Origin of the sequence: Streptomyces sp. CC0208, from assembly GCF_003443735.1 — a bacterium.
GTDB lineage: Bacteria > Actinomycetota > Actinomycetes > Streptomycetales > Streptomycetaceae > Streptomyces > Streptomyces sviceus.
This window is the reverse complement of the sequence record NZ_CP031969.1, coordinates 6,303,573-6,314,797: the sequence shown is the minus strand read 5'-3', so window position 1 is coordinate 6,314,797 and position 11,225 is coordinate 6,303,573. Positions and strand designations below refer to the sequence as shown.

The window sequence follows — 11,225 nt, the reverse complement described above, 5'->3', positions numbered from 1 at the left end:
GGCCCGACGGGCTTCCGCTCCACGCCGGTGGAGTCTCGAAGGACATGCCCCCACCCGCACGAGTCACTTCGTGCTGCCTGGGGGAGTTCCTTGCTGTTCCGCGAGTCCGCAGAAGCGATCACCGCGCGGACCCTTGACGGTTCGTTGTTCCTGCACCTCGCCGAGCAGTTCGTGCACAACCACGGTTACAAGCCCAGCCTGTCCGAGGCTCGCTCGTGGGAGCGCTCGCTACCCGCTCTTGGGCGGGCCCTGGTCGATGCCGGTCTCAGTCAGGTGGAGGTGCTGGTCGAGTACTCGCTCCCGCTCACCAGCAAGCGAGCGGACGCGGTGCTGGCCGGCGTGCACCCGCGAACCGGCGAACCGTCCTACGTTGTCGTGGAATTGAAGCAGTGGAGCCAGGCGTACCCCGACGAGGACGACCCCCTGCTGTGCCGGGTCGACGCCTACGCCCAGCCCGTCCTCAACCCCATCGAGCAGGTCCGGGGGTACTGCGACTATCTGGTGAGCTTCAATGGAGCGCTTGCCGAACACGGAGATCGGATCTGCGGTGTGGCCTATCTCCACAACGCCACGGAATTCGGGGTCAGCGGACTGTACGAAGCGCAGCAGAGCGAGCGCGGACGGATGTTCACCGCCGAGAGGCGCGGCGAGTTCCTCGACTACTTGCGCTCGAAACTCGCACCACGGCCGGGCGCCGCAGCGGCCGACGCCCTGTTGGCCGGGAAGGCCCGGCCCTCACTCCAGCTGATGACGGTGGCGGCTCAGGAGGTGCGTGAGCGGGAGCAGTTCGTGCTGCTGGACGAGCAAAAGGTGGCGTACGAACTGGTGCTCGCGGCTGTACGCAGGGCGGAGGAGTCGGATCACAAGGAAGTCGTCGTGGTGACGGGCGGGCCCGGCACCGGCAAGAGCGTGATCGCGCTCTCCCTCCTCGGAGAGCTCTACCGGCGAGGCACACCTGCACTGCACGCCACCGGGTCACAGTCCTTCACCAAAACCATGCGAAAGGTCGCAGGCGCCCGCAAACGCGAAGTCCAAGAGCTTTTCAAATACTTCAACAGCTTCATGACGGCACCCAAGAACAGTCTCTCCGTGCTGATCTGCGACGAAGCCCACCGCATCCGGGAAACCTCAGCGAACCGGTACACCCCCTCCTCACACCGCACTGGCAAGCGACAAATCGACGAACTCATAGACGTCGCACGCGTGCCCGTATTCCTCCTCGACCAGCACCAGGTGGTACGGCCGGGGGAAATGGGCACCGTCGAGCAGATCCGGGCCGCTGCGGCTGCACGCGGACTGCGCTGCCGGATCGTGGAGTTGGACAGTCAGTTCCGGTGCGGAGGCAGCGACGCGTATCTGCGGTGGGTAGTACGGCTGCTCGGGCTGGAGGGCACCGGGCCGGTGGTGTGGGAGGACGACGGCAAGGTTGTCCTCGAAGTGGTCGACAGCCCGCAGGAGTTGGAAGCGTTCCTTACGGCCAAGCGCGAGCAGGGCTACGGCGCGCGGATGACAGCCGGATACTGCTGGCCCTGGACCAAGAAGGTTCCGCCCGGCCAGGCCCTGCCCACCGACGTCGTGATCGGCGAATGGGCCCGGCCGTGGAACGTCTTCGGCGAGCGTGCCGTGAATGGTGCTCCGCCGGCAGCCCTTTGGGCCACGGATCCCGCCGGCTTCGGCCAGGTCGGCTGCGTCTACACGGCCCAGGGCTTCGAGTACGACTGGAACGGAGTCATCATCGGCCCAGACCTCGTGTGGCGCGAGGATCGTTGGATCGTCGACCGCACGGCGTCCAAGGACCCCGTGTTCAAGAAGTCCACGCCCGATGGAGATGTGGACCGTTTGATCCTGAACACCTACAAGGTCCTGCTGACCCGCGGCATGGTCGGAACCGTCATCTACTCCACCGACGCCGAGACCCGTACGAAGTTGCGGGAACTCGTGGCTCCCTCGACACCTGTGCCTGCCCTCGCGTGACCATGTATCTGCGGACCACATGTCCCCACAGTCCGCATCAGTCTGCGGTTCGAGTCGCTCACGCTGACTACGATCTTGACGGCACCGTGCCTATCAAATGCAGCTCGGCTCGTGGCGGCTGGCACGCCGGTGGGGTCACGTGCACGCACTGCTTGCCGCCCACGCCACGCGGCATCGGGTCGTAGGCCTTCTTGACGCCGGAACGTCCCACGATCACGCTGGACAGCAGTCGGGCCTTCAGCGTGCGTCGTCGGGCCCCGGCCATTACGAGAGCACACAACGGCCGGGCCCACGCGTCGAGGTCGAAGCGGCCTCCGGTGGCCCCTGCTCAGTCCCGGTGCCCTCAGCCATCACGCCCACGACCGAGAGGTCGCCCCAGTGCACAACGCGTACACACTTGCACGGGAACGCGCGGGAACCCCGAGAGAGAAGCGGAAGTGCCTCGATACGGGATAGGACCCTGACTGGGAAAAAATCCCAGTTCAGGGCCCCGATGGCAGACGAGTCGGGCTGTACGCCGGGTTCTGTCACCCGACCCCCTCGCGGCGGTCGGGGAGACGGCCATCCATCTAGGACCGGCGTTGCCGCCGGTCTCGTGCGGTCTACCCGGGGACTCGGGCGGGCAGCCCTCGAGCGTCCCCGCAGAAACACCGGGGTGTTTCCTTTTGACCTTGCTCCGGGTGGGGTTTACCTAGCTGCCCAGGTCGCCCTGGGCACTGGTGGTCTCTTACACCGCCGTTTCACCCTTACCGAGGACCGAAGTCCCCGGCGGTTTGTTTTCTGTGGCACTTTCCCGCGGGTCACCCCGGGTGGCCGTTAGCCATCACCCTGCCCTGTGGAGCCCGGACGTTCCTCGGGAAGCCCTCCAAGAGGGGACTTCACGCGGCCGTCCGCCCGGCTCGTCTGCCGTGTCGACCATGTTACCGGGCGCGCGCCTCGTCTCTGTCCGGCTGGGGCCCCGCCCGCGGCCTCGCCCCTCGGGGGACCCAGCGCCGGGCGGGCGGTGGCCCCCGCACCGGAGGCGGTCGCCAGTACCGAGCCCGCCAGGATCAGGGTGAAGGCCGCGACGATGGCCGCCGTCAGGGGCTCGGAGAGGAAGATCGCGCCCGCTGCCACCGCCACCGCCGGGTTGACGTACGTGAAGACGGTTGCCCTGGTCGGGCCGGCCTCCTTGATCAGCTCCAGGAAGGCCACGAAGGCGACCGCGGTGCAGATCACGCCCAGGGTGGCCAGTGCGGCCAGGACCGAGGGGGAGGGCATCGTCGACGGCCAGGTCATCGCCGCCGCCGGGGCGTAGACCAGGGCCGCGAGGGCCAGGCAAGGGGCGATGAGCTGGAGGGTGGGGACGTTCTTCAGGTGACGCGCGGCGATCAGGGGGGCCGTCGCGTAGCCGATCACCGTGAGCAGCACCTCGGCCAGGGAGCGGGCGTCGCCGCCGGTCAGGTGCGGGACCGTGAGGACTCCCACGCCGGCCAGGCCCAGGCCGAGCCCGACGACGCGCCGCACTCCCAGCCTCTCCGTTTCGCCGAAGAAGCGCGCCAGGGCCACTCCTACGATCGGGACACCCGCGATCAGCAGGCCCGCTGTCGAGCTGGACAGGTGGCGTTCCGCGTCGGTCAGGGTCCACCAGGGTCCGATGATCTCGATGCACGCGAACGCCAGCATCGGGCGCCAGTGGGTGCGAACGGTGGCGGGCAGGCCGCCCTGCCGTATCGCGAAGGGCAGGAGCAGGGCCGCGCCCAGCGCGCAGCGCGTGAACACCACCATCGACGGGGACAGCGGGGCGTCCACCGCCACCTTGATCAGCAGGTAGGGGATGCCCCAGACCACTCCCATCAGGGAGAACAGGAACCAGCCGCGCGCAGTCATGCGGCCATCCTCAGCGTGTCAGCGGCCCGCGTCTTGAACGCTGTTGCGGTACGCCGCCGGGGTGACCCCGAGTACCCGCCGGAACCAGCGGGTCAGGTGCGCCTGGTCGGCGAAGCCCACCAGGCTCGCGACCTCGGCCGGCCTGAGCCCGGATTCCAGTAGTCCGCGGGCCCGGTGTACCCGGTGCTGCGCCAGCCAGGCGTACGGGGGCATCCCCATCGTCGTACGGAAGGCTCGGAGGAGTTGGTAGCGGGACAGGCTTAGAGCGGTGGCGAGTTCGGCGAGGGAGGGGGGCTCCAGGAGGTCGTCGGCCAGGCGGTCCCGCACCGCGTGGGCGATGTGGGCGGCGCCTGGGACGACATCGTCGGAAGCGCGGGCCGTGGAGTGGCGGCGGGCGAGGGCCGTCAGCAGCCACGGGAGGCGGGACTCGGCCTCCAACGGGTCCGGGCAGGCGCTCAGTTCGGTGTGGGCGCGGCCGAGGGCGGAGGCGAGTTCGGGGTCGTCGAGGAGGGGGTCGCGGAAGTACGGGAGGCCGCCGCCGACGGTGCCCTCGGTGAGGAGGGCGGGGTCGGGGTACAGGGCGCGGTATGCGTAGCCGGCGTCGGCGGCTGCGGGGCGGCCTGTGTGCATTTCGCCTGGGGCCAGTACGACGATGGAGCCCGGGCCCGGGCGGAGGTGGTCGCCTCGGTAGTCGATGACCTCGGAGCCGCCGACGCAGATGCCGATGCTGAACTGCTCGTGCGTGTGCGAGGCGTAGACGTGGCGGTCGAAGCGGGCGGTCAGGAGGTCCAGCGGGGGGCCGCAGCGGCCCAGCCGTGCTCTCGTCCACAGTGCCTGTTCCGCCACGGTCGTCCCCCTGTCCGTCTTGCTCAGAGGGTGCAACGCCGTGGCGGTCAGAGAAAGTCCGCGGTCTCCAGGTCGAAGGAGAAGGGGTCGGGCAGGGTGATCGGCTTCCCGAAGGGGCGGGTGCAGTGCTCCCGGTAGTCGTCCTTCTCCGGGTCGCTGAACAGGGTGACCGACGACGTCTCCCGGTCGACGAGCAGGTAGAGAGGGATACCGCCGCGGGAGTAGCAGCGCCTTTTGGCCTCGCGATCCGCCTTGGGCTTGGTGGACGTCACCTCGAGGACCAAGGCGACGCCGTCGCAGGGCATCCAGGAGTCGGCGCTCCCGAAAAGATCGAGCTCAAGAGGCGCGAGCGTGACGTCGGGGACCACGTGGTTCTTCGGACAGGCTTCGCCGCTTCTCAGTTTCAGCCCCTTGTTCCCGGAGAAGTCCATCTCGATCCGCGCGTGCTTGATCACTTGCCGCACGATTCGGCTGATGTACTTCTCGTGCTCCCCGTCCGGCGGCGGCGTCACAACGATCTCCCCCTCGATCAGCTCCGCCCGGAAACCCTCCGGAGCGTCCAGGGCGAGAAAGCCCTCCAGCAGGACCTCTTCCTGCGTGAGCGACTCGTGGGCCATGGCAGTCATGTCACGCCCCTCCTTCTGTCGCTCGCCAGACTGGGACATCGGAAGATCACCTGCCCGAGAGATCGGGAACCGTTCCCTCGATCGTGGCACACGAGGATGAGCGCCGTCAGTCACCGACGTCAGTCGCCGAGGCCGCCCCTCAACCGCCGGACCCACCGACCTGCGATCAAGCAGGCGCGAAGCGCACTTTCGAGGTTCCCGGATCCGACTGCACGACCTTCACCCTGAGGCGCTCGCCCAGCGACAGATCCTCCCCGTCGATCCGGCCCATGACCGCCGGGGTCTCCAACTGCACGGTCCCCACCGTCGGCCGGTGTTCGTCCACGTCCACCACGCACCCGTCGAACACCTCCCCCACCCGGTCCTTGAGCACCGCCGCCTCGACGAGGTCGACGCACGCCCGTTCCGCCGTGGCCGCACGGTGGCCGCCCTCGGACATCTCGCGAGGCAGCGCCTCGAAAGCGGCGAGCACCCACTCCGGCACCGGCTCCCCCGCCACCGCCGCCAGGCAGATCTCCGACGCGTACCGGTCGGCCAGGCGCCGCAGGGGTGCCGTGCAGTGGGCGTACGGGGCGGCCACCGCCGCGTGGGTGGTGGGGGAGGGCAGGACGCCGTCGCGGAAGACCGTGTAGCCGGCGCCCCGCAGCAGGGTCGTGCACTCCTGGAGGAACGCCGCGTGGGACGGGATCCCCGGGTCCAGGGAACGGATCAGCGCCGCGTACGACACATGGTGCGGCCAGTCGATGCGCAGGGCGGTGGCGGTGCGGCGGAGGCGGCCCACCGCGCCGTCCGGGGCGGCGGGGAGCGTGCGGAGCACTCCCGTGCCGTACGCGAGCATCAGGTCGGCGGCGGCCATACCCGTGAGCAGGGAGATCTGGGCGTTCCAGCCGTCGGCGGGCAGCGGAGCGCGGTAGGTGAGCTCGTACGAGCCGTTCCGCTCGACGATCTCCTGTTCGGGGACCCGCAAGGAGATGCCCCCGCGCTCGACCTCCAGCCGTTCCCGCAGCTCGCCGACGACGCGAAGCAGCTCCAGCGGCTCCTCCGCCGTGCCCGCGTCGATCGTCCGCTGCACGCCCTCGTAGTCGAGCTTGGCCCGGCTGCGGACCAGGGCCCGGCGGACGTCGGCGGCGGTCGTACGGCCCTCCGCGTCGAGGTCGATCGTCCACAGGGCGGCGGGGCGGACCTGGTCCGGGAGGAGGCTCGCGGCGCCCTCGCTGAGCACCGGCGGATGGAGCGGAACGCGGGTGTCCGGGAAGTACAGGGTCATCACCCGCCGGTGGGTCTCCGCGTCCAGCCCCGAGCCGGGGACCACGAAGGCGGCGACGTCGGCGATGGCGTACCGGAGGCGGTAGCCGGTGCCCCGTCGGGAGAGGTGCATCGCCTGGTCGAGGTCGGTGGAGGCGGGCGGGTCGATGGTGAAGAGGGGGAGGTCGGTGGCGTCCTCGTACCCCTGCAGGTCGGGCCCCCGTTCCGCCTGAGCCGTCGCCTCGGGCGGGAAGTCCGAGGGCACGCCGAGTTCGGTGCGCAGGGCGGCGAAGGCGGCCCGTAGCGGGACGTCGGTCACACGTATGCGGCGGCGGGGCATACAGCGAGGGTAAGCAGATCGGGCCCCGTACGCTGTCCGGAGCTCAACAGAAGGAGATGTTCCGTGCTGGTCCTGCTGCCTCCCTCCGAAGGCAAGGCGTCCTCCGGTCGTGGCGCCCCGCTGAAACTGGAGTCGCTGTCGCTGCCGGGGCTCAACGAGAGCCGGGAGGCCGTCCTCGACGCGCTCGTCGAGCTGTGCGCCGCCGACGAGGAGAAGGCGCGCGAGGTGCTCGGACTGAGCGAGGGACTGCGCGGCGAGGTCGCGAAGAACGTCGAGCTCAGGACCGCGGGAGCGCGTCCCGCCGGGGAGATCTACACGGGTGTCCTCTACGACGCCCTCGACCTGGCTTCCCTCGACGCGGCCGCGAAGAGGCGCGCGGGGCGTTCGCTGCTCGTGTTCTCGGGGCTGTGGGGTGCGGTCCGGGTGACCGACCGGATTCCGTCGTACCGCTGCTCGATGGGGGTGCGGCTGCCCGGGATCGGGGCGCTGGGCACGCACTGGCGGACGCCGATGGCCGCCGCCCTCACCGAGGCCGCCGGGAACGGCCTCGTTCTCGATCTGCGGTCCTCCGCCTACGCGGCCGCGTGGAAGCCGAAGGGTGAGGTCGCGGGGCGGACGGCGACCGTACGGGTGCTGCACGCGCCGACCCGGAAGGTCGTCAGCCACTTCAACAAGGCGACGAAGGGGCGGATGGTGCGCAGCCTGCTGTCGGCCGGGGTCTCGCCGAAGGGGCCGGCCGAGCTGGTCGAGGCGCTGCGGGAGCTGGGGTACGTGGTGGAGGCGTCCGTGCCCGCCAAGGCGGGGCAGGCCTGGTCCCTGGATGTGCTGGTGGACGAGATCCACTGAGACGTCGTTGCATGGAATGCAACGACCTTTGCGCACAGTGCAGCGCTTCGGCAGGATGACGCCATGGCCTCCTCCCCGCATGCCTCTCTGCTCGACATCGCGCCCGTCGTGCCCGTCGTCGTCATCGCGGACGCCTCCGACGCCGTGCCGCTCGCCCGGGCGCTTGTCGCCGGCGGGCTGCCCGCGATCGAGGTGACGCTGCGGACGCCGGCCGCGCCGGACGCGATCCGGGCGATCGCCGAGGAGGTGCCGGACGCGGTGGTCGGGGCCGGGACCGTCATCACGCCCGGGCAGGTGCGGGAGTCGGTGGCGGCGGGTGCGCGCTTCCTCGTCAGCCCGGGCTGGACGGACGTACTCCTGGAGGCGATGCGGGGGTCCGGGGTGCCGTTCCTGCCGGGGGTGTCCACGGCCTCGGAGGTCGTGGCGCTGCTGGAGCGGGGGGTGCGGGAGATGAAGTTCTTCCCGGCGGAGGCGGCCGGGGGCACGGCCTATCTGAAGTCGCTGTCCGGGCCGTTGCCGCGGGCTCGGTTCTGTCCTACCGGAGGGATCGGGGCCGGGAACGCCCCCGAGTACCTGGCCCTTCCCAACGTCGGCTGTGTGGGCGGGACGTGGATGCTGCCCGCGGACGCGGTCGCCGCGCGGGACTGGGGGCGGGTCGAAAGGCTGGCCCGGGAGGCGTCCCGGCTGCGGCTACGGGCGCAGGTGTGAGGTGTCGTTGAGGAGCCGCACGCTCGCGTTGCCGTCGGCGTAGTACGCGACCACCGACATGGACGCCGCCGAGAGTTCCATGCGGAACAGGGACTCGGGCGGGGCGCCGAGCGCGAGGCGGACGAACGTCTTGATCGGGGTGACGTGCGTGACGAGCAGGACCGTGCGGCCCGCGTACGCCGCGACGAGCCTGTCCCTGGTCGCCGCGATCCGGGTCGCCGTGGCCGCGAAGCTCTCGCCGCCGCCGGTGGGTTGAGCCTCCGGGTCGGACAGCCAGGCGGTGAGGTCGTCCGGGTAGCGCTCGCGCACCTCGCCGAAGGTGAGCCCCTCCCAGGCGCCGAAGTCGGTCTCGATCAGGCCGTCCTCGACGGTGACCTCGAGACCGAGCCGGTCGGCCACGGCGGCGGCGGTCTGCCGGGTACGGGTCAGGGGGGAGGTGAGGATGTGCTGGATCGTGCCTCGGCGTGCCAGGGCGGTCGCTGCGCGGTCTGCCTGTTCCCTGCCGACCTCGGAGAGGGAGGGATCCGTACCGCCGCTCCCCGAGAACCGCTTCTGGGGCGTGAGCGGAGTCTCCCCGTGCCGCAGGAGTACGAAGGTGGCCGGCGCACCCATGTCGGCCGGGGCCCAGCCGGGGGCGGCCACCGCTTTGGCAGCCCGCACGTCGGCCTCGGCCTTGGCGGCAGGCACGTCAGTCTCGGCCTTGGCGGCCGCGCCAGCATCAGCTTCAGCAGCAGGAGACGGCTGCCGAACCGAACTCGCGGAACCCTCCGAATCCATCGCCTCGTTCGCCAGCCGGTCGGCGTGCTTGTTCTGCTCGCGCGGGATCCACTCGTACGTCACCCGCCCCGGCGGAAACACCCGCCCGGCTGCCAGAGCGAGCGGCTTCATGTCGGGGTGCTTGATCTTCCAGCGGCCCGACATCTGCTCGACGACGAGCTTGGAGTCCATGCGGACGTGGACGCGGGCGGAGGGGTCGAGGTCGTGCGCGGCGCGCAGACCCGCCAGCAGCCCCCGGTACTCGGCGACGTTGTTGGTGACGACGCCGAGGTACTCGTACGTCTCGACCAGCGTCTCCCCCGTCGCCGCGTCCAACACCACGCAGCCGTAGCCGGCCGGCCCGGGGTTGCCCCGCGAGCCGCCGTCGGCCTCGACGATGAACTCCCGCACGCCGACGCCCCTTACAGGCCGGAGTCGGACGTGCGCACCAGGATGCGGCGGCAGTTCTCGCAGCGGACCACGGTGTCGGGCGCGGCCGCGCGGACCTCGTTGAAGTCCGTGATGGACAGCTCCTGGCGGCAGCCCTGGCAGGTGCGCTGGTACAGCTTGGCCGCGCCGACGCCGCCCTGCTGCTCGCGAAGCTTCTCGTAGAGCTTGAGGAGGTCGGCGGGGACGGAGGCGGCGATGACCTCGCGCTCCTTGGTCACGGAGGCGATCTCGCCGTCGAGGGTCTCGAAGGCCGCGTCCCGGCGGGCGGTGGCGTCCTCGATCTTCGACTGGACGGAGGACACGCGTCCGGTCAGCTCGGCCACCCGCTCCTGTGCGGACTCCAGGCGCTCCATGACCTCAAGGACGACGTCCTCCAGGTCGCCCTGGCGCTTGGCCAGGGAGGTGATCTCGCGCTGGAGGTTCTCCAGGTCCTTCGGCGAGGTCACGGCGCCGGAGTCCAGTCGCTGCTGGTCGCGGGCGGCACGCTGACGCACCTGGTCCACGTCCTGCTCGGCCTTGGTCTGCTCGCGGGCGGTGTCGCTCTCCTCGGTCTGGGCGGCCACGAGCAGGTCGCGCAGCTGGGTGGCGTCCTTGGTGAGCGACTCGATCTCGGCGTGCTCGGGCAGCGACCTGCGCTTGTGGGTGAGCTGCTGGAGGCGGACGTCGAGGGCCTGGACGTCGAGGAGGCGGATCTGGTCGGCGGGCGCGGCGTTCAGTTGGGGGCTCCAGGTGAAGGGGAGTGGCTGGTCCAGGGGTCGGTGACCGTCTTGGAGACGTGCACACGCAGGTTCCAGCCGTGGCGGTCGGAGATCTCGTCGAGCTGGGCGGCGGCCAGCTCGCACCAGGGCCACTCGGTGGCCCAGTGCGCCGCGTCGAGCAGCGCGAGAGGACTGTGGGCCCGGGCCTCGGAGACCGGGTGGTGGCGCAGGTCCGCGGTGAGGAAGGCGTCGACGCCGGCCGCGCGGACCTGGTCGAAGAGGCTGTCGCCGGAGCCTCCGCTGACGGCGACCGTGCGGACGGTGGCCTCGGGGTCGCCGGCGACGCGGATGCCCTGGGCGGTGGCCGGCAGGCGTTCGGCGGCCCGCGCGGCGAACTCGCGGACGGTCGTCGGGGGGTCGAGCTCGCACACGCGGCCCAGTCCCCGGCGCCCTTCCGAGTCCGTCGGGTCCGGCACCAGCGGCCGTACGACACGGAGGTCGAGCGCGCCCGCGAGGGCGTCCGAGACGCCCGGGTCGGCGCTGTCCGCGTTGGTGTGGGCCACGTGCAGCGCGATGTCGTTCTTGATGAGGGTGTGGACGACCCGGCCCTTGAAGTGCGAGGCCGCCACGGTCGTCGTACCGCGCAGGTAGAGGGGGTGGTGGGTGACCAGCAGGTCCGCGCCCAGCTTCACCGCCTCGTCGACGATCTCCTGGACCGGGTCGACGGCGAAGAGGACCCGCGCGACCTCCTGGTCGGGTTCGCCCACGACGGTGCCGACCGCGTCCCAGGACTCGGCCCGCTCGGCGGGCCACAGGTTCTCCAGCGCGGCGATGACTTCAGACAGACGGGGCACGGGGAAAGGCTAC

General features: G+C 70.7%; 11 protein-coding genes and 1 other RNA gene. 5 read left to right on the top strand and 7 right to left on the bottom strand.

Translation table 11 applies throughout. The annotated features are described in order from the left end of the window. The first annotated feature begins 90 nt into the window (after positions 1-90). Positions 91-1,974, top strand: a complete 1,884-nt coding sequence (locus D1369_RS29025; RefSeq protein WP_118082685.1) for a DUF2075 domain-containing protein — start codon at positions 91-93, stop codon at positions 1,972-1,974. A gap of 497 nt (positions 1,975-2,471) precedes the next feature. Here the strand turns inward: D1369_RS29025 and rnpB are convergent. Further along, positions 2,472-2,876: RNase P RNA component class A (rnpB, locus tag D1369_RS29020), an RNA gene on the bottom strand. A 167-nt stretch (positions 2,877-3,043) separates the two neighbouring features. On the opposite strand from rnpB, the gene D1369_RS44055 reads away from it, so the two are divergent. Together D1369_RS44055 and D1369_RS43130 are read left to right on the top strand one after the other, a co-directional pair. Continuing rightward, positions 3,044-3,271: a hypothetical protein gene (locus D1369_RS44055; protein ID WP_240436106.1), complete on the top strand. Its 228-nt coding sequence runs from the start codon at positions 3,044-3,046 to the stop codon at positions 3,269-3,271. Positions 3,272-3,619: 348 nt separating this feature from the next. Further along, positions 3,620-3,787 carry a hypothetical protein gene (locus D1369_RS43130; RefSeq protein WP_162951037.1) on the top strand — a complete coding sequence of 56 codons (168 nt, stop codon included), beginning with the start codon at positions 3,620-3,622 and terminating at the stop codon, positions 3,785-3,787. Between the two features lie 74 nt (positions 3,788-3,861). Here the strand turns inward: D1369_RS43130 and D1369_RS29005 are convergent, their stop codons facing one another. The 3 genes from D1369_RS29005 to D1369_RS28995 form a co-directional block, all read right to left on the bottom strand. Beyond that, positions 3,862-4,689 (bottom strand): AraC family transcriptional regulator, encoded by an 828-nt coding sequence (locus tag D1369_RS29005; RefSeq protein ID WP_007381638.1) that lies wholly within the window; start codon positions 4,687-4,689, stop codon positions 3,862-3,864. A gap of 47 nt (positions 4,690-4,736) precedes the next feature. Next, positions 4,737-5,315 (bottom strand): Uma2 family endonuclease, encoded by a 579-nt coding sequence (locus tag D1369_RS29000; protein ID WP_007381639.1) that lies wholly within the window; start codon positions 5,313-5,315, stop codon positions 4,737-4,739. Between the two features lie 166 nt (positions 5,316-5,481). Beyond that, positions 5,482-6,900, bottom strand: a complete 1,419-nt coding sequence (locus D1369_RS28995) for an RNB domain-containing ribonuclease (RefSeq protein WP_037899802.1) — start codon at positions 6,898-6,900, stop codon at positions 5,482-5,484. A gap of 63 nt (positions 6,901-6,963) precedes the next feature. Between D1369_RS28995 and yaaA the strand changes: the two genes are divergently transcribed. Both yaaA and eda read left to right on the top strand, forming a co-directional pair. Then, complete coding sequence (yaaA, locus tag D1369_RS28990; protein WP_007381641.1) at positions 6,964-7,746, top strand: peroxide stress protein YaaA; 783 nt, start codon at positions 6,964-6,966, stop codon at positions 7,744-7,746. A gap of 63 nt (positions 7,747-7,809) precedes the next feature. Beyond that, the gene (gene eda, locus D1369_RS28985) at positions 7,810-8,454 is read left to right on the top strand and encodes a bifunctional 4-hydroxy-2-oxoglutarate aldolase/2-dehydro-3-deoxy-phosphogluconate aldolase (protein WP_007381642.1); all 645 of its coding nucleotides are present in this window, start codon (positions 7,810-7,812) and stop codon (positions 8,452-8,454) included. On the opposite strand, the gene D1369_RS28980 is transcribed toward eda, so the two are convergent. Genes D1369_RS28980 through D1369_RS28970 form a run of 3 tightly spaced genes read right to left on the bottom strand, consistent with a single transcriptional unit; the run spans position 8,437 to position 11,212 of the window. Further along, on the bottom strand, positions 8,437-9,621 hold the full coding sequence (locus D1369_RS28980) for a bifunctional RNase H/acid phosphatase (RefSeq protein ID WP_037899805.1): 1,185 nt from the start codon (positions 9,619-9,621) through the stop codon (positions 8,437-8,439). The two genes, eda and D1369_RS28980, sit on opposite strands and share 18 nt — an antisense overlap. 11 nt (positions 9,622-9,632) lie before the next feature. Beyond that, the gene (locus D1369_RS28975; RefSeq protein ID WP_082319556.1) at positions 9,633-10,376 is read right to left on the bottom strand and encodes a C4-type zinc ribbon domain-containing protein; all 744 of its coding nucleotides are present in this window, start codon (positions 10,374-10,376) and stop codon (positions 9,633-9,635) included. Continuing rightward, positions 10,373-11,212 carry a Nif3-like dinuclear metal center hexameric protein gene (locus tag D1369_RS28970; protein ID WP_007381645.1) on the bottom strand — a complete coding sequence of 280 codons (840 nt, stop codon included), beginning with the start codon at positions 11,210-11,212 and terminating at the stop codon, positions 10,373-10,375. The genes D1369_RS28975 and D1369_RS28970 overlap by 4 nt, the downstream gene beginning before the upstream one ends. Between the last annotated feature and the right edge of the window lie 13 nt (positions 11,213-11,225).